This is a genomic window from Bradyrhizobium sp. STM 3562 (assembly GCF_045571435.1).
Lineage (GTDB): Bacteria > Pseudomonadota > Alphaproteobacteria > Rhizobiales > Xanthobacteraceae > Bradyrhizobium.
In genome coordinates this window covers 1,048,321-1,066,568 of sequence record NZ_CP120694.1, presented here as the reverse complement: position 1 = coordinate 1,066,568, position 18,248 = coordinate 1,048,321, and the positions used below count along the sequence as shown (strand labels likewise).

Sequence of the window (18,248 nt, the reverse complement as noted above, 5' to 3'; positions counted from 1 at the left end):
CGCCCGTCTCCGTCTTCAGGCGGACAGAGCAACAGGCGGCAGCGAAGCTGTCAACCGCGGCCGAGGGCGAAACGAAACGGTCGGCTCAGAATTTGTAGCCGAGGCCGGCGCGCACGGTGTTGATGTTGGATTCGATATCCGACGTCACACGCTGATATTCGTACTCGGCGCGCGCAAACAGTCCGCCGACCAACATGACGTCAAAGCCGACGCCGGCCGAATATCCGTAGACCAGCTTTTCCTTGCTGGCCGAGGTCGCAGGCGACAGCATTGGAGGGGGAGTGGCGGAGACACTGCGGTCGACCGTCTGATCGCCGAAGCCGGCGCCGATAAAACCGTACGGCAGGAAACATCCAATGGCGTAGCCGCCCCTCAGGCGCAACGAGCCGAAATCCGACACCCCGACGGTTGCAGTCGAATGCGTCATCGTCGTCGCCTGGAAGGTGTTCAAATCGTAGGTATATCCGGTGCCGCTGGACGTGGCGCGAAACCCGCCATGCACGTAGTTCGCCTCGACACCGACGACGACGTCGTCCCATTGACCGTTGTAGCCCGCAAACGCGCCGAAGCCGGTGTTCGTGCTATGCGCCGTCCCGAGCGGCGCCCATCCATAACTGTAGTTCGGCGGCGGAACGAAGGCGCCTTGCAGATCGGCATTGATATTGGCAGGAATGCTCGACCTGATCGAACCCCAATCGGCCTGGCCACCGACATAAAATCCTTCCCAGTTCGGATGGGACGCGCTGAGCCCATCGGCGAAGCCGCCGCGAAGGATCGGGAGATCGGCGGCTCTCGCGCCCGTCATCATTCCGCACATCACCGCCGCCACCCACAGCCCACGCATCGCAACGCTCCCAAAAAAACTCTCAAAGGACACGCAGATCATCGCTCGTTAACCTTAACCAATGGTTGTTGCGCGCCCGTAGTTGCGCGTTGTTGCGCGCGCTGACCGCGAATTTTCCTGAGCGCTGCGGCACGGCCAAAAGCAAACGGCGCGGGTTGGTCCCGCGCCGTCGACAAGTTCTAAAGAGAGCGAAAGGCGAACTCAGCCCTTGCGAATGAGCGGCGGAGGCGGCGGGGGCGGCGGGGTGTCGAGATCCCAACGCACACCGAGCTTCACGTCGTTCGAGGTGATGTTCCTGAAGTTGAACACATGTCCCCCGGACGAGCCGTCGAACGTCGAAGCGACGCCGGTGACGCCATCGCCGAGATTGACATAGCTGTAGGCAAGCTCGAGCGTCACGTTGGGCATGACCTTGTAGCCGAGACCTGCGTGAAGCGCCCACGCGAAATTCCACTTGGAGCCCGATGCGGCGGTCGCAAAACTCGAAATCGGCGGACCACTGACGACGGGAACGCCAGCCGCAGTGAAATTCGCATTGGTGAGCCCGCTGTCGGTAAAGTTCGAGATCGTGACACGCGAAGCACCGATACCTGCGCCGATGAACGGGGTCACGCACCACCACGTTCCGAGATCCGCATAGACATTGGCGAGAAACAGCAACTCGGATTTGCTGGCGTTGTAAAAGTCGCTGCCGCTTGCGGTGCCGACGCCCCAGGGGAAGGTGACGAGATCGGTGCCCTTGAAGTTGGACTTGCCGCGGTACTGGCCGGTGATGTCAGCGCGAAACCAATTGTTGAATTGATAACCGACACCGATCTGATAGGTGCCCGCGGTATCAAAATCTGTCGTCTGATTGAAGCTGCTGAGGCCCTGATACGCTGCCGGATTCGACAGCTTGACGTCCTTCACGCTCTGATTGCTGAATCCGATATCGCCGCGCAGATACCAGCCGCCGAAATCGGCGGGCGGCGGCGGCGCGTACATCGGCGGCGGTGCAATCGGCATGTCGGCGGCAAAGGCCGCGGTGGACAACAGTGAGGCCGCCCCGGCGGCAATCAAAAACTTAACGCTACGCATTTTGGCTTCGTCCTCTTGGCCGGTGAGGCAGACACCAAAGCCTCACGTCGAAAACCCACGGCTGGACGATGCCATGAAAAGCTTAAGCCGCACTTAACCCTAATTTTTAAGGTTGATGTTGTGTGACGATTGTCGGCAACGACGCCGCCGCAAGAGCGCGCGAGCGGCAATCCCTAACAATGTGTGAAAGGCGAAACAGCGACTGGCGAGCAGCGAAAAGAAAAAGAGCGCACGACTGCTATTGGCTACTTCCCGCCTGCTTTAGCGCATTGATCGAGATGAGCGGATCGGAGGACGCTCGCCAACCTTCGCCGTCATTGCGAGCGAAGCGAAGCAATCCAGATCTCACCGCGGACGCAGTCTGGATTGCTTCGTCGCTTTCGCTCCTCGCAATGACGGGTCTGATTGAACGCGCTCGCCTGGCTCTGCAACTTGATAGGCGACTGCTTCACCGCGCGTGCTGCGGCAATTTCGGCAGGAACACCGCGAACAGCCCGATCGCCGGCAGGAAGGCGCAGACCTGATAGACGAACTCAATGGAGGTGTAGTCGGCGACCTTGCCGAGCACCGCCGCGCCAAGACCGCCGATGCCGAAAGCGACGCCGAAGAACACGCCGGAGATCATGCCGAAGCGATGCGGCACCAGTTCCTGCGCGAACACGATGATCGAGGACGTGGTCGAGGAGATGATGAGGCCGATGATCACCGACAGCACGGCGCTGGCCGCAAGGCCCGCATAGGGCAGTGCCAGCGTGAACGGCAGCGCGCCGACAATGGACAGCCAGATCACGATCCGGCGGCCGAAACGATCGCCCAAGGGTCCGCCGAAAAAGGCGCCGACCGCATTGGCGGCAAGAAAGACGAAGAGATAGATTTGCGCCGCCTGCGTCGAGACGCCGAACCGGTCGATCAGATAGAAGATGTAGTAGCTCGACAGGCTGGCGACATAGAGCTGCTTGGAGAACAAGAGCAGCACCAGCACGCCGAGTGCGAGCAGCACGGTGCCGCGGCTCTGGCCATGCGCTTCGGGCGCGATCGGCGCGCTCTTTTTCGCGGTGATCTGCGGTTTGTACCAGAGGCCAATCCGCCACAAGAGCACGATCGCGATAAAGGCGATCGAGGAAAACCAGGCGATGCTGCCCTGCCCGAACGGCACCACAATGAGTGCCGCCAGCACCGGGCCCATCGAGGTGCCGAAGCTGCCGCCGAGCTGGAACACCGATTGCGCAAAACCATAGCGGCCGCCGGAAGCAAGCCGCGCGATCCGTGCGGACTCCGGGTGGAACACCGCCGAGCCCAGCCCGATCATCGCCGCCGCGATCAGGATGACCGCGTAATGGTGCGCGATGCTGAGCAGCAGCAGGCCGAAGAAGGTCGAGCCCATGCCGATCGAAAGCGAGAACGGCTGCGCCTTCTTGTCGGTGAAATGTCCCACCAGCGGCTGCAGCAGCGAGGCGGTGAACTGGAACGCCAGCGTGATCAGGCCGATTTGCGCGAAGTCCAGCGCGTAATTGTCCTTCAGGATCGGATAGACCGACGCAATCAACGACTGCATGGTGTCGTTGAGGAAATGCGAGAAGCTGATGCCGGCAAGCACGATGTAGGCGGGACCGGCGGCTTTCGTTGCGAACGAAGCTTTGGCATCCGTCAGCACGACTTTTTCGGTTGGTGCTTTCTTGGAGACAATAACGGCTTTGTTCAAAACAGCATTCCCGGCAGGCGCGGCAGCGCAGAATCTCGATGCGCTGTAACTAACGCGCGAACCTGATGCGCACCACTAGCAATAGCCGATAGCTGCGATGCAATCGTCAGCGAAGCAATATCAGATGGCCACACGAGGGTCTTCACCTCTCCCCGCTGGGGAGAGGTGTTGGGGAATGTGGCTCGGTCGGAAGAACGTCTTTACGCGGCGGCCTGGCCCAGCGCTGAGACGATGTTGTCGACGACTTCTTCCACCAGGATGCGATCGTCACCCTCGCCCATCACGCGGATCACGGGCTCGGTGCCGGAGGAGCGGACCAAAAGCCGGCCATGGCCGTTGAGCCGCTGCTCGCCGTCAACGATCGCCGATTTGACGTCGGCATCGTCGAGCGGCTTGCCGCTGCGGTAGCGCACGTTCTTCAGGATCTGCGGCAGCGGATCGAAGCGGTGACAGACTTCCGAGACCGGGCGGCGGAGCTTCTGCACGACGGCAAGCACCTGCAGCGCGGCGACAAAGCCGTCGCCGGTGGTGGCATAGTCCGACAGGATGATGTGGCCGGACTGCTCGCCGCCGAGATTGTAGCCATCGCTCAGCATCCGCTCGAGCACGTAGCGGTCGCCGACCGGCGTGCGCACGAGTTCGAGCCCTTGGCCCTTGAGGAAGCGCTCCAGCCCGAGGTTGGACATCACGGTGGCGACAATGCCGGGCCGCGCCAGCCGGCCGTCTTCCTTCCAGCTTTGCGCGATGACGGCGAGCAACTGGTCGCCATCGACCAGATGGCCGCGCTCGTCGACCAGGATGACGCGGTCGGCGTCGCCGTCGAGCGCGATGCCGATATCGGCGCGCATCTCGCGCACCTTGCGGCACAGCGCTTCCGGCGCGGTCGAGCCGCATTCCTTGTTGATATTGAAGCCGTCGGGCTCGACCCCGATGGAGATCACGTCGGCACCCAGCTCCCACAGCGCTTCCGGCACCACCTTGTAGGCGGCGCCATTGGCGCAATCCACCACCACGCGCAGACCGTCGAGAGAGAGGTCGCGCGGCAGCGTGCGCTTGGCGAATTCGATGTAGCGGTCATGAACGCCGTCGATACGGCGGGCGCGGCCGAGACTCGCGCTCTGCGCCAGCCGCTTGTCGAGCGATTCGTCGAGCAACTGCTCGATCTGCCGTTCGACGTCGTCCGATAGCTTGAAGCCCTGCGGGCCGAACAGCTTGATGCCGTTGTCTTCGAACAGATTGTGGGAGGCGGAAATCATCACGCCGAGATCGGCGCGCATCGACTTGGTGAGCATCGCCACCGCGGGCGTCGGCATCGGGCCGACCAGGAGCACGTCCATGCCGACCGATGTGAAGCCGGCCACCATGGCGTATTCGATCATGTAGCCGGACAGGCGGGTGTCCTTGCCGATGACGACGCGATGGCGATGGTCGCCGCGCTGAAACACCAGGCCCGCGGCCTGGCCGACCTTGAGCGCGAGCTCCGGCGTGATCAGACCGTTGGCACGTCCCCGGATTCCGTCCGTACCGAAATAGTTGCGGCTCATATATCCCCCAGAAAAGCCCCCGATGCTCGCATAACTTGCGAAAAGGCCCCTAGTCCCACTTTCCCGGGTCTTATAATGCCTTTGTCACTAAAATGGCTTCAAAAAAAATGATGAATCATTACGGGCCTACCCCGCGACCGGCTAGGTAAGCCCTTGTTAACCTTACAATTTGCGGCTATGTCGGGCGGCTATTGCTTGCGCCGGACGTGGTGATCGGCTTTGGACGGCGGCGGCTGCGCCACATTCACAGGGTCGGAGGCCGGAAAGGTCTCCTCCAGCCCTTCTTCGAGGGCCTCCTCGAGCCGGCGCTTTTCGCTCTCTTCCGCCTGTTTGGGCTTGGAACCTGATTGGGTCATGACGCCCTCCTTGCGACGCCGCTTCCGCCTTCAGATTTGGCGACGCCCTCAACCGTGCTAGATGACACCGCGTTCGCGAAATACAAGACGGGACTAAAAGGGGCCGGAAACGTCCATGAAGCACATTACCTGCATCGAAGATCTTCGCCTGTTGCACAAGCGGCGCGTGCCGAAAGCCTTTTTCGACTACGCCGACCGCGGCTCCTATGCCGAGGAGACGCTGCGCGCCAACAGCGACGACCTCAAGAAGATCAAATTCCGCCAGCGGATCCTGGTCGACGTCTCCAGGCGCGATCCCTCCACCACCATCCTCGGTGAGCCCTCGTCCCTGCCCCTGATCCTGGCGCCGGTGGGATTGCTGGGCATGCAGCATGGCGACGGCGAGATTCACGCCTGCCGCGCGGCGCAGGCGGCCGGTATCCCGTTCACCCAGAGCACGATGTCGATCTGCTCGATCGAGGACATCGCCGCCAATGTGCAAAAGCCGTTCTGGTTTCAGCTCTACGTGATGAAGGATCGGGGCTTCATCAAAGCGCTGATCGAGCGCGCGATCGCGGCCAAATGCAGCGCGCTGGTTCTCACCGTCGATCTGCAGGTCATCGGCCAGCGCCATGCCGACATCAAGAACGGCATGACGGTGCCGCCGGAATGGTCGCTGTCGAAACTGATCGATTTCGCGAGCAAACCCGCCTGGGTCGCCGGCGTGCTGCAAGGCAAGCGCCGCACCTTCGGCAACATCGCGGGCCACGTCAAAAATACCGAGGATCTCAACCGGCTTTCGGAATGGACGGCCTCGCAATTCGACACCTCGCTGAGCTGGAAGGACCTCGACTGGATCCGCAGCATCTGGCCCGGCAAGCTGATCCTCAAAGGCATCCTCGACGTCGAGGATGCCTTGGAAGCCGCCAAGGTCGGCGCACAGGCGATCGTCGTCTCCAATCATGGCGGCCGCCAGCTCGACGGCGCGCGGTCCTCGATCGCGGTGCTGCCGGAAATCGTCGACGCCGTCGGCTCGAAGATGGAAGTCATGTTCGATGGCGGCATCCGCTCCGGCCAGGACGTGATGCGCGCGCTCGCGCTCGGCGCAAAATCCTGCATGATCGGCCGCGCCTATGCCTATGGCCTGGGGGCCGGCGGACAGGCCGGTGTGGAAAAAGCAATCGACATCATCCGCAAGGAACTCGTCACCACCATGGGCCTGTGCGGCGTCAACACCATCGGCGAGATCGGCAAGCAGGTGCTGGCGGAGTGAGCCGCGCCGGCGATTCAACAAGGTTGTCGTCCCGGCCACGCGAAGCGGAGCGAGCCGGGACTCATAACCCCAGGCGGCCGTGTTGAGCACACCAGGGCAAGGAGTTATCGCAACGACCACTCCTGTGGTTGTTGGCCCTGGCTTTCCGCCAGGACGCCAGCGAAAACAGTCTCGGCCGCCCGCCTTCACATCGGCGGTGTTATCCCATCGCGGCCGACATTGACGCGATTGGCTTCCAGCATGCCGTCATCCTTCTTCGCCGCACCGAAGATGATGATCTTGGCGCCCGGCTTCATCTCGGACTTGTCGCCAGCGACGAAGGTCACGATCGGCGTATCCGGCGGCACCAGCACTTTCTTTTCGCCATCCTTGTATTTGACCAGGATGTGCTGGCCATCAGTGCCGGCGACCGTCTCGGCAACCGTCGCGTTGGTCATGGTGGAGTTGGCACGCAGATCCCAAGGGCGAAAACCTTCAGCAGCGCCGCGCTGGTTTTCAGGAAAGATATGAACGGCGACCGCCTTCTGGGTGCCGTCGGGCTCGGGCATCGCGGTGACGCCGATATAGGAGCCCGGCTTGATCTCCGACAGCGAGGTCTTGATCACGCCGAACACGGCGACATTGTCGGTCGTCCGCACTTTGACGTCGTTGCCCTCGCGCGTCTTGATGCTCAGCACCGGGCCGTCGACGGCCTCGATGGTGCCGCGAATCCGCACGGTCGGCGCCTGCTGCGCCGAGGCGAGCGATGTAAGCACGACCAGGGCAGCGACAGCGCGCGGAATGGTCAAGAATTTTGGCATGGCTTTGTCCTCCCAAGCGTTGTTGCAATGGCAAAGCGCTTCAGCACGAACTCGCAAGCTCCAGATTCCGGGTTCGATCGCTGACGCATCGCCCCGGCATCATACGCGTGTCACATCATACTCGTGTCACATCGGCGGGGTCAGGCCGTCGCGGCCGACACTGATGCGGCTGGCCTCGAACGAGCCGTCGGGCAGTTGCTTCACGAAGGCGATCAGCTTGGCGCCCACCTTCAGATCGGACTTGTCGCCGGGAACATAGGTCACCACCGGTGTCTGATCCGGCACCACAACCTTCTTCTCGCCGCCCTTGTATTTGACCAGAAGCGTGTGGCCGTCATTGCCGACGACGCTCTCGCTGACGGTGGCGTTGGTCATGGTGGAGTTCGGGCGGAGATCCCAGGCGCGCGAGCCTTCGCCGGTGCCGCGCATATTTTCGGGAAAGACGTGAACCTCCACGGCCTGCTGGCTCCCATCCGGGCCGGGCACCGTCGTGGTGCCGATGAAGGAGCCGACCTTGATGTCGGAGAGCGAAGTCTTGGTGATCCCGGCGATGCTGGTGTCGCCGGCCATGTGCAGCTTGACCTCATCGCCGCTGCGCGACTTCACCTCCAGCATGTCGCCCTCGACCTTCTCGATGGTCCCGCGGATGCGCGAGGGCGAGGGCGCCTGCTGGGCGATGGCGTAGAGCGTGGAGGCCGCGACCATCGTCACGGCCAGCAGCGGATGGACGAAGGCGGAATATCGGAGGGGCATGAAAGATCTCCCGGAAGGACGGGTTTGATCTAGCGACAGACCCCGAAGCTTTCGTGATATTCCGCCTCACAACCGCGAGAGCGATAACGTGATGATGGGCTTGTCTCTGATCAGCCGCCCGTGAGGTCGGCCTCGACCAGGGCACGCAGCTCGGCCGTCACCTGCGGCCGCCGGTGGAACCACAATTCGAAACCGCGCACGGCCTGATGCAGCAGCATACCGAGCCCGTCCGCGGTCCTTAGATCCCGCGCCCGCGCCGCCGCAAGCAGCGGCGTTTCGAGCGGCACATAGACGAGATCGCTGACCACCGCATGCGACGGCAGCCGCCCGACATCGACCTTGAGCGCCGGCTGGCGATGCATGCCGAGCGAGGTGGTGTTGACCAGAAGACCCGTGCGCGGCAGCACGTCGCCGATGTCCTGCCAGGGCAGAGGATGCACTTTCGCGCCGAACTGGTCCGCCAGCGCTCGCGCGCGCTCAAAGGTACGGTTGGCGAGGTGCACGCGGGCAATGCCGCGCTCGATGAGGCCAAACACCACCGCGCGCGAGGAGCCGCCGGCGCCGACGACCAGCGCTTCCTCGGCATTGTCCCAGCCGGGCGCGGAGGCATCGAGATTATTGATGAAGCCTTCCACATCGGTATTGGTCGAGCGCAGCTCGCTGCCCTCATACCAGAGCGTGTTGGCGGCACCGATCGCACGGGCGCGGGCGTCCGGGCTCGACAGCGCCAGCGCGCGCTCCTTGTGCGGGATGGTGACATTGGCGCCGACGAAGCCGTGGTCCCTCAGGCGCAGTACGAAATCGGCAAAGCCTTCCGGCGGCACCGCCTCGATCGAGTAGCCGCCGGCAATGCCGAGCGTGCGCAGCCAGTAATGATGGATCAGCGGCGAGCGCGAATGCGCGGCCGGCCATCCGATCAGACATGCGGCGGGTGCTCGGGTCTCGGTTGCCATGCTCGTTCAATCGACCAAGCAGGTGCTCAAGTCAATGTCAACTCGACGCTCATCGGCGCACGGTCAGCGCCGCAAACGCACACAGCGCCAATGCGAAACCGGCGGCAAACCAGACCGACGCCAGATTGATCCAGCGATACGCCAGCGCGCCAAGGACCGAGCCCGCAACCAGCGCCACCCATAACAACAGGTTCGGCAGCCACGCCAAGCGCGCGCCGCCTGTGAGTGCGGCGGCGATGAGCTGGCCCGCCTTCACCAGCGCGCCGGTCACGTAAGTCACGCCGAGGCCGCCGCCGCCCTCGATCTGGAACACCGCGTTCTCAAGTCCCATCGCCAGCACGATCGCCGCGATGGCGTAAGCGGAGAAGCCGAACGCGTGAGAGCTACCGGCGAGCACAAGCAGCATCGTCTCGGCGAGCAACAGGCGAGACTGCTGACGCGCGCCGCGGCCGAGTACGATGAGGCTGCCGCAGGCCGCGCCGATGACGAACAGCACGATGAGACCAAAGGCCTGTGCCGCCAAAGGCCATTGTCCCGCGGCAAGGCTCACGCCCATCCGCGTCGAGTTGCCACTCATGAACGAGACGAAAAGCCCGCCGAGATGCAGATAGCCGATGCCGTCGACATAGCCGGCAAGCATGCTCAGCGCGCAGGCGAGCGCGATGTTGCGGGGAGAATCCATGAACCTGCGGGTCGTCGTCGCGGAGAGACGAGAGTGTTCATGAAAGCGGCCGACTTGAAAAGAGCCGGCGTTTCGGGCTCGCACGCTTTTCGCGTGCGGCCCGAAATCGAGAAGGATCACGCGGCGGCGCGATGCGCGGCGATGATCTGGTCGGCGGCGCGTCCCGTGACTTCGGCCATATGGTCGAACTGCCGGGTAAAGCTTCCGGCGCCTGCCGTCGCCGAACGCAGTTCGACGATCAACTCGCCGATCTCGGCCTCTGGCATCAGCGCGCGCACGCAATCCCAGCCCGACCAGCCGTCGCGGGTATCGAAGCCGAGGATCTGGCCACGCCGTGCCGACAGGATGGCGTTGATCTTGGCGGTGGCGTCGGTCGGGCAGACGATCTCCACGCTATGGATCGGCTCGAGCAGCACCGGCTGGCAATGCGGCAGGCCTTCGCTGATGCCGATCCGCGCCGCGGTCCGGAACGCAAGGTCGGAGGAGTCGACGCTATGGTAGGAGCCGTCGGTCAGCGTCACCGCGACGTCGGTGACCGGAAAGCCGAGCGGTCCGCGCGCCAGCCCGTCGACGACGCCCTCCTCCACCGCGGGGATGTAGTTGCGCGGCACTGCGCCGCCGACCACCGTTTCGGAGAAGTGGAAACCTTCGCCGCGCGGCAGCGGCTTGATATCCAGCACGACGTCGCCGAACTGGCCATGGCCGCCGGACTGTTTCTTGTGCCGGCCGCGCTGGGTGATGGGTTTGCGGATGGTCTCCTGATAGCCGATCGCGGGCGGATGCGATTTGACGTTGACGCCGTAGCGCTCGCGCAAGCGTTCCAGCGCGACGCGCAGGTGCATCTCGCCCTGGCCCCACAGCACGATGTCGTGGGTCCGCTGATTTTGCACCATGGTCAGCGACGGATCTTCCTCGTTGAGCCGCAGCAGCGCCTGGCCGAGCTTGACGTCGTCCTTGCGGTCGGCTGCGGCGATCGACATCGCCAGCACCGGCGGCAGCGCTTCGACCGTGACCAGGGCAGCCGGCGCGGTCTTGCCGCTCGAAAAAGTATCGCCGGTCCTGATGGCATCGAGCTTGCCGAGCGCGACCGTATCCCCCGCCTCAGCCGAAGCGCGCTTGCCGTCTTGCGCCGCTCCGGGCGCGAAGATGCCGGAGATGCGGCCGCTCTGGCCGGAGGAGGATTGCAAGGTTGCGCCGTCGTCGAGATGGCCCGCGAGCAGGCGCGCGAGCGACAATTTCCCGCCGTGCTGCAAATGCATGGTCTTGAAGACATAGCCGAGCGCATCCTTGGACGCGGGCACCCCTAACCTTGCGGCGGTCTCGGCCACGCCGGGCGCTTCGTGACGTAGCGCCTTCATGAGGCGCAGCACACCATTCTCGCGCAAGGCGGAGCCGAGCAGCACCGGGCAGATCAGCCCTCCACGCAGTTCGCGGGCGAGATCGTCGAACACCGCATCGCGCGGCGGCTGAATGTCCTCCAGCAACTGCTCCATCAGAGCATCGTCATGGTCGGCGAGCTTTTCCAGCATGGAGAAGCGCGCTTCCTTCTCGCGGTCGAGATTGCCGCCATCGAGCTCGACGACTTCGGAGGCCTTGTGCTCGCGATAGACGAAGGCGCGCTCGAGTGCGAGATCGACGAAGCCCTCGATGAGGTCGCCGTTCCAGATCGGAATCTGGCGCAGCACCAGGGGGACGCGCGATGCCGCCTGCAGCATCGCCAGCGTCTCGCGGATGCGGTTGTTGGCGCGGTCGATCTTGTTGAGGAACAGGAAGCGCGGAATTTTCAGGTCTTCCAGCTCGCGCAGGATGATCTGCAGTTGCGGCAGCTTCTTTTCATCGGCCTCGCACACCACGACGGCGGCATCCACCGCGGGCAGCGCGGCGCGCATGTCATGCGAGAATTCCACGGAGCCGGGACAATCGATGAAGGTGTAGGCCTCGCCCATGAAGCTCGCGGAGGCGGCTGTCAAAGCGACGCTCATCTTGTGATGACGCGCTTCGGGACTTCCGTCGCCGACCGAGGTTCCGGCGTCGACACTGCCCGCGCGCGCGATCGCGCCGGTGCGGGCCAGGATTGCTTCTAAGAGAGTGGTTTTACCGCTTTGGAAAGGGCCCACCAGTGCGATGCACCGTGGACCGCGGGGACTTCTGACGTCTTGTCCCATTCGCCGCCTCCTGCTTGTGGAGCTCGGCCCGTGATTGGGTCGGCGCGGGCGATGCTCTGCCTGCGGAGGCGGTTTGGCAAGCGGGAAAAAAGATCGCTGCGCTGCGGGGAGGCGAGATGCTCTTGGAATTGCTCTTGGGAACGATGAGCGGGAGCGAGAACCAAAAGAGTCCTCAGTCATTCCGGGGCGCGCGTTAGCGCGAACCCGGAATCTCGAGATTCCGGGTTCGATGCTGACGCATCGACCCGGAATGACGAGCACTGAACTTCCGGTCGCGGCATGACGGTTGCCCCCTCACCGTCCCGGCCGCAGTTCCAGGCTCTCCAATCCGGCGGCGACGTTGATGCCGACCTGGCCCTGCAAGCTCAAAGGCTGCAGCGCGATGGAGTTGTTGGAACCGCCGACCAGCACATTGCCGCCGACGCCGACGCCGAGCGTCGCACTGCCCTGCGCGCCGGCATAAGTGCCGGCGAGGTCGCCCTGTCCGAGGCGTGCGACCGGCGCATAGACCGCCCAGCCAAGCGCAGTCTCCTGCGTGATGCCGAGATCGAGACCGACCTTGCGAATGGTAGCGATATAGCGGTCCTCCGGCATTCCTTCGACGCGCAGCACGCAGCCGAGATTGATCACCGACCCGACGATGAAGCCGACGCTGGCACCGCCGCGACATTCGAGCACGCCGACCCGCACGCGATCCTGCGCGTCGGCTCCGTTGAAAGACGCAGTGAGGGTGACCGCGGCCAGCGCGGCAACAACAGTAAAGCGGCGCATGAAGAAAACCCCTGGCTGAAGAATGTGATGCGAGCAGACACGAGAACGGCGCCTATAAGTTTGAGCATGATCTTTCCGGAAAACCGGTTTCCACTTTGCGCTTCGCGCTTCGCGGCCCTCCGGGTCCGGATCATGCTCCAGGCGCCTCTTCGTCTATGCCACAACATACGATTCCGCGCCAAAGAAAACGCGACGACAATGCGAACAAGAAAAAAGGCCCGCTCGCGAGCGGGCCTTTTCATTCAGCGACCGTTCAGAGTGTCGCTGGATTTTCGTCACCGCAGATTGCCGCAGAAGCGCTGGATGCGCTTGCAGGCATCTTCGAGATCGGACGTCTTGGTCGCGTAGGAGATACGGAACGCAGGCCCAAGACCGAAGGCCGAGCCGTGCACGACCGCAACGCCCTCGCTCTCCAGCAGCTCGGTGACGAAATCCTCGTCATTGCCGATCACCTTGCCGGACGGCGTGGTCTTGCCGATCGTGCCGGCGCAGGACGGATAGACGTAGAACGCACCCTCGGGCCGCGGGCAATCGATGCCCTTGGCCTGATTGAGCATGGACACCACGAGATCGCGGCGCTCCTTGAACGCCTTGTTGTTGACGGGGATGAAATCCTGCGGACCGTTCAAGGCTTCCACGGACGCCCATTGCGCGATCGAGCACGGGTTCGAGGTCGACTGCGACTGGATGGTCGCCATCGCCTTGATCAGCGGCGCCGGTCCGCCGGCGTAGCCGATGCGCCAGCCGGTCATGCAATAGGCCTTCGAGACGCCGTTCACCGTCAGCGTGCGGTCGTACAGTTTCGGCTCGATCTGCGCCGGCGTGGTGAACTGGAAGTCGTCATAGACGAGGTGCTCATACATGTCGTCGGTCATCACCCAGACATGCGGATGCTTCACCAGCACATCGGTGAGCGCCTTCAGCTCGGCACGCGTATAGGCGGCGCCGGTCGGGTTCGAGGGCGAGTTGAGGATGAGCCACTTGGTCTTGGGGGTGATCGCTTTTTCCAGGTCCTCCGCCTTGAGCTTGAAGCCGCTTTCCGCGGGGCAGACCACCGGCACCGACTCGCCGCCGGCCAGCGCCACCATTTCCGGGTAGCTCACCCAATAGGGAGCGGGAATGATCACCTCGTCGCCCGGATTGAGGGTGGCCATCAGCGCGTTATAGAGCACCTGCTTGCCGCCGGTGGACACGATGATCTGGTTCGGCTTGTAGGCCAGCCCGTTCTCGCGCTGGAACTTGGCGATGATCGCCTCCTTCAGCTCGGGGATGCCGCTGACATCGGTGTATTTGGTCTTGCCCGCCTCGATCGCATGGATCGCCGCCAGCTTGACGTTGGCAGGCGTATCGAAATCCGGCTCGCCGGCGCCCAGACCGATGACGTTGCGCCCCGCCGCTTTGAGCGCGCGTGCTTTATCCGTGACCGCGATGGTCGCGGACGGCTTCACACGGTCGAGCGCAGCGGACAGAAAGGGCATCATGGCCTCCTTGCAGGCGTCGTGAAACGGCCGATCCGTCCACGACTCTTTATGATGGGGGAACGACCCTACCCTAAGGCGCGTTCCGCTGCACCGCAAGGAGCTTTCTGGAGAAACATTAAAGTTTGGGGCGCGCCAATGCCGGCGCGTTCGATCGCGCGCAACATTCCTAAAGTTCCGCGGGGAAACGGCTCATATCCGGCAACACTGCTGTCAGGGCGATCGGCCGAGATCGGCGCGGACTGCCGCGGCGCGCCCCACCGCACGCCGCGCACCTCGCCCGGCAGACGTTCGGCGGGCACGCCGCTCGGCCCGTCTCCGGCAATTGCCGCAAGCCGGGGCTCTCCTGCGTGGCCCGCTGGTGTTGTGTCTCTGACATCTGATTCACTCGGTTGATTCACTCGGTGTCATTCCGGGGCTCGCGAGGCGAGAACCCGGAATCTCGCGCCACAACCTCTGGATTCCGGGTTCAGCCCTGCCGGCTGCCCCGGAATGATGGATTGTCAGAGTCACAACACTAGAGATGCCCTATCCGCCCTGTGCTTATCCGGCGCCGCAATGTTCGGGGACGACGCGCGCAAAGCGAGGCGAACTCGGCCGATGGCGTTCTTGTCAGTCGCATGACTTTCATGGCGCTGTCGCGGGTATCGGAATCGTCCGGATCGCGACGCAATGTCTGGCCGGCTGCTCGCCGCACGCTTGCGCGCGCTCTCGCCGATCGATTCGCAATTTTCACATAGCGCAACTGTGATCTGATTTGTTTGAGCGTGTTGGAAGGTTCTTGCCTGCCGTTGCAGTGCGGCAGAGCTTTTCGACTTTTTCCAAGGATTGGCTCTTGCGGTGCATGCGCAACGGCATCATTGTTTAGCCGCGTTGCGAGACAAGAAGCTCGCTTCACCTCCCCGCGTCACACCGGTCGAACCGCAGAATGTACAAGCTCTATTCGATGCAGCGTTCCGGCAACAGCTACAAGGTCCGCCTTGCGCTGGCGATCCTGAACGCGCCCTATCAGGCAATCGAAGTCGACATCCTGCGCGGCGAGAGCCGCACGCCGGAGTTTCTCGCCAAGAACCCGAGCGGCCAGGTGCCGCTGCTCGAAGTGGCGGAAGGACGCTACATTGCCGAATCCAACGCCATTCTCTGGTATGTCTGCGGCGGCACGTCACTCGCACCGGAATCGCGGATCGAACGCGCCGAGGCGCTGCAGTGGATGTTCTTCGAACAGCACGCGCTGGAGCCGAATATCGGCGCCGCCTATTTCTGGCTCGCGCTGGTGAAGGGTGGCCGCGATCTGCAGACGCACGCGCTGGAAGACTGGATGGAGCGCGGCTATGGCGCGCTCCAGGTGATGGAAAATCATCTCAAGGGCCACGAGTTCTTCGCGGCGAACCAGCTCACGGTCGCCGACATCGCGCTTTACGGCTACACCCATCTCGCCGACCGCTGCGACTTCGACCTCGAGCCTTTCCCGTCGATCCGCGGCTGGCTGAAGCGCGTCGAGCAGACGCCGGGCTTCGTCTCGATGGATTGGCAGCCGGTCGAGATCGAGAACCCCGCGAGCATCGCCGCCAGCCTCTAAAGGTTAACGAGCGGTTAACGCGTCGTACCGAAAACGTTAATCCTTGCCGTAATTTAACTGTCCTTCGCACATCGGCCGCCGCAATCTTGCCGGCGGGCGCTGCGAATTTCGCCTGGTGCACGAACTGATTCGCTCGTGCGCGCAAGGATCTTTTTGGGCCCAGCATCGAAGGCCAGGATTAAAGCCTATGACACGGTCGCCCGGCGCCTGCGGCTTCAACGGCCACAACGCGCCTGTTGCTTCATCTCGGTTGATCGACGCCGTTGCGGCTTCGCTCGCGATCGGCGCGTTTTCGCTGTGCCTCGTCGTCGGCATCACCGTGCTCTCAATCAAGGCCAGCATGGCCATGCCGATCATCGGCTGAAACGAACAACTCGCGCCGCGAGCGCAACCCGCTCTTAATCACGACGCAAGAAAATCCCGTGTGCGCGGGGTGACCGGTCAAACTTGCCGTCTAAGCTCTCGGGGCGAGCGAGAACCGGCATGCAGTTCGACTGGCGCCCAATTTCCGGTCCGGTCCTGGCGGCGGCGACAGCGCTGACCGCGATCAGCGTCGATCGTTATCTGATCGGCGTCCCCAATCCCGCGCCGCTCTACGTCGGCATCGTGGCGTTGGCGGGCTCGCTCAGCGGCGTTCGCTCGGCCATGCCAAGCGCCGCAATCGCCATCATCGGCTCGGCGCTGCTTGTCTTCAGTCGTGATGCCGGCTTTGACAGCGCCGAGCTGCTCCGCCTGGCCATCCTGGGCGTGACCGCTTGCGGCACTGCCGCCATCACCGGCCTCTTGCGGCAACACTTGATGGACACCTTCGCGAAGGAGCGCATGGAGCAGGTCACCGCGCAGCGCCTCGCCGCCGCGCTCGACCAGGTCGACATCGGCATTGTCCTGCTCGATGCCGACACCCGCGCCGAATTCATCAACCGCGCATTCCGCTTCTATTTCTCGCTGCCCGATGCCAAGGCCGACTCCAAACCGCCGTTCATCGCGCTGATGTATCACGGCCGCGACACCGGCGCGTTCGAGCTGCCTCAGGAGCAGCTCAACACCTATATCGCGCGACGCATGGAGATGATGCGCGCCGGCGATTCCACACCGATCATCATCAAGCTCAAGGACGGCACGGCGCTCCGCTTCTCCTGCACCGCGCTCGCCGGCGGCGGTCGCATGCTAAGCTACACGCCGGTGACCGATCTCATCCGCCACACCGACGATCCCGCCAACGCCGAATATTATCGCTCGCTGCGCGTGAGCGGTGAACTTGGACTTGTCCGCCAGCTCCGTGCGGCTGAGTAGATGCGTGGACCTCTTTCAGTATGATCCTGAATTCGAGATTGATCGTGGCCGCTTCTGTTCTTAATAGGGTAAGGAATAGAGCATCGGCGGATCAAGTGGCAGAACCGGACGATGCCCTCAGTAAGACTGTCATTGCGAGGAGCGAAGCGACGACCCGCCGTCGCTCGCTGCGCGAGCTATGGCGAGGCGTGAAGTCCCGCCGAAGCGCCTCTGCGCGTAGGCGGAAGCAACCCAGACTGCACCCGCGGAGAGAAACTCTGGATTGCTTCGCGGAGCCTGTCATCGGGCGGCGCTTCGCGCCGACCCGGTGGCTCGCAATGACAACCGAAGTTGCCGCCTTTCCCCATTTTGCGCAGCTCGGTGACTGTTACAGCCGCAGGTTCTGGGTAGAAGAAATGTCCAACGATCTCTCCATCCGCTTCGCTCAGCGAAGTGACTTCGACAAATGGCTTCCCTTGTGGGACGGCTACAACGCCTTTTACGGCCGCTCCGGCGCGACGGCCCTTGCGCGCGAGATCACTGACATGACGTGGTCGCGCTTCTTCGATACTTATGAGCCGGTTCATGCGCTCGTCGCGGAATGCGACGGCGAGTTGCTGGGATTGGCGCATTATCTGTTTCATCGCAGCACCACCGCGATCGAGCCGGTCTGCTACCTGCAGGATTTGTTCGCCGCGCAGGCGGCGCGCGGCAAGGGCGTGGGCCGCGCGCTGATCGAGGGCGTGTACCGGCAAGCCGAACTCGCCGGCGCCAAGCGCGTCTATTGGCAAACCCATGAGACCAATATGACCGCGCGACAGCTCTACGACCGCATCGCCGAACGGTCCGGCTTCATCGTCTATCGCAAGTTGTTCTGACGCGTGAGGACTCCCGACGCCTGTGGATAAGTCCACCTGTCACTGCGACGTAACAAAGCAGGACTAAGCTCTCGCTCGCGTCTGATCAGGCCCCCCGTCACAGATCAAGCGCCAGCGGTCCCCGTCAGTCGCCGCGTCTGAC

Annotated in this window: 17 protein-coding genes; 5 read left to right on the top strand and 12 right to left on the bottom strand. The window is 63.3% G+C overall.

All coding sequences use genetic code 11. The features are described from left to right. Positions 1-85: 85 nt before the first annotated feature. The 5 genes from P6U23_RS05000 to P6U23_RS04980 form a co-directional block, all read right to left on the bottom strand. Positions 86-844 (bottom strand): outer membrane protein, encoded by a 759-nt coding sequence (locus P6U23_RS05000; RefSeq protein WP_407178471.1) that lies wholly within the window; start codon positions 842-844, stop codon positions 86-88. 201 nt (positions 845-1,045) lie between these two features. Then, positions 1,046-1,921, bottom strand: coding sequence for an outer membrane protein (locus P6U23_RS04995; RefSeq protein ID WP_407178469.1), 876 nt, complete (start codon positions 1,919-1,921; stop codon positions 1,046-1,048). Positions 1,922-2,369: 448 nt separating this feature from the next. Next, positions 2,370-3,623 carry an MFS transporter gene (locus tag P6U23_RS04990; RefSeq protein ID WP_407178468.1) on the bottom strand — a complete coding sequence of 418 codons (1,254 nt, stop codon included), beginning with the start codon at positions 3,621-3,623 and terminating at the stop codon, positions 2,370-2,372. A gap of 200 nt (positions 3,624-3,823) precedes the next feature. Further along, complete coding sequence (gene glmM, locus P6U23_RS04985; protein WP_407178467.1) at positions 3,824-5,167, bottom strand: phosphoglucosamine mutase; 1,344 nt, start codon at positions 5,165-5,167, stop codon at positions 3,824-3,826. Positions 5,168-5,355: 188 nt separating this feature from the next. After that, positions 5,356-5,523: a hypothetical protein gene (locus tag P6U23_RS04980; protein WP_407178466.1), complete on the bottom strand. Its 168-nt coding sequence runs from the start codon at positions 5,521-5,523 to the stop codon at positions 5,356-5,358. 115 nt (positions 5,524-5,638) lie between these two features. On the opposite strand from P6U23_RS04980, the gene P6U23_RS04975 reads away from it, so the two are divergent. Next, positions 5,639-6,775, top strand: coding sequence for an L-lactate dehydrogenase (locus P6U23_RS04975; RefSeq protein WP_407178465.1), 1,137 nt, complete (start codon positions 5,639-5,641; stop codon positions 6,773-6,775). A 185-nt stretch (positions 6,776-6,960) separates the two neighbouring features. On the opposite strand, the gene P6U23_RS04970 is transcribed toward P6U23_RS04975, so the two are convergent. The 7 genes from P6U23_RS04970 to P6U23_RS04940 all read right to left on the bottom strand — a co-directional run bounded on the left by P6U23_RS04970 (position 6,961) and on the right by P6U23_RS04940 (position 14,377). After that, positions 6,961-7,575 carry a hypothetical protein gene (locus P6U23_RS04970; protein WP_407178464.1) on the bottom strand — a complete coding sequence of 205 codons (615 nt, stop codon included), beginning with the start codon at positions 7,573-7,575 and terminating at the stop codon, positions 6,961-6,963. Positions 7,576-7,701: 126 nt separating this feature from the next. Then, positions 7,702-8,280, bottom strand: a complete 579-nt coding sequence (locus P6U23_RS04965) for a hypothetical protein (RefSeq protein ID WP_407181334.1) — start codon at positions 8,278-8,280, stop codon at positions 7,702-7,704. 158 nt (positions 8,281-8,438) lie between these two features. After that, on the bottom strand, positions 8,439-9,281 hold the full coding sequence (locus P6U23_RS04960) for a shikimate dehydrogenase (RefSeq protein ID WP_407178463.1): 843 nt from the start codon (positions 9,279-9,281) through the stop codon (positions 8,439-8,441). 49 nt (positions 9,282-9,330) lie between these two features. Beyond that, on the bottom strand, positions 9,331-9,963 hold the full coding sequence (locus P6U23_RS04955) for a YoaK family protein (protein WP_407178462.1): 633 nt from the start codon (positions 9,961-9,963) through the stop codon (positions 9,331-9,333). Between the two features lie 116 nt (positions 9,964-10,079). Further along, entirely contained in the window at positions 10,080-12,128 is a 2,049-nt protein-coding gene (locus P6U23_RS04950; RefSeq protein WP_407178461.1) for an elongation factor G, read from the bottom strand. A gap of 294 nt (positions 12,129-12,422) precedes the next feature. Next, positions 12,423-12,899, bottom strand: coding sequence for a DUF992 domain-containing protein (locus tag P6U23_RS04945; protein ID WP_407178460.1), 477 nt, complete (start codon positions 12,897-12,899; stop codon positions 12,423-12,425). A 275-nt stretch (positions 12,900-13,174) separates the two neighbouring features. Beyond that, complete coding sequence (locus tag P6U23_RS04940; RefSeq protein WP_407181333.1) at positions 13,175-14,377, bottom strand: pyridoxal phosphate-dependent aminotransferase; 1,203 nt, start codon at positions 14,375-14,377, stop codon at positions 13,175-13,177. Between the two features lie 928 nt (positions 14,378-15,305). Between P6U23_RS04940 and P6U23_RS04935 the strand changes: the two genes are divergently transcribed. The 4 genes from P6U23_RS04935 to P6U23_RS04920 all read left to right on the top strand — a co-directional run bounded on the left by P6U23_RS04935 (position 15,306) and on the right by P6U23_RS04920 (position 18,106). Beyond that, positions 15,306-15,956, top strand: coding sequence for a glutathione S-transferase family protein (locus P6U23_RS04935; RefSeq protein ID WP_407178459.1), 651 nt, complete (start codon positions 15,306-15,308; stop codon positions 15,954-15,956). A 187-nt stretch (positions 15,957-16,143) separates the two neighbouring features. Next, a complete protein-coding gene (locus tag P6U23_RS04930) occupies positions 16,144-16,320 on the top strand; it encodes a hypothetical protein (protein ID WP_407178458.1) in 177 nt (58 codons plus the stop codon). 119 nt (positions 16,321-16,439) lie between these two features. Further along, entirely contained in the window at positions 16,440-17,249 is an 810-nt protein-coding gene (locus P6U23_RS04925) for a PAS-domain containing protein (RefSeq protein WP_407178457.1), read from the top strand. A gap of 395 nt (positions 17,250-17,644) precedes the next feature. Continuing rightward, positions 17,645-18,106, top strand: coding sequence for a GNAT family N-acetyltransferase (locus P6U23_RS04920; RefSeq protein ID WP_407181332.1), 462 nt, complete (start codon positions 17,645-17,647; stop codon positions 18,104-18,106). Positions 18,107-18,248 lie beyond the last annotated feature (142 nt).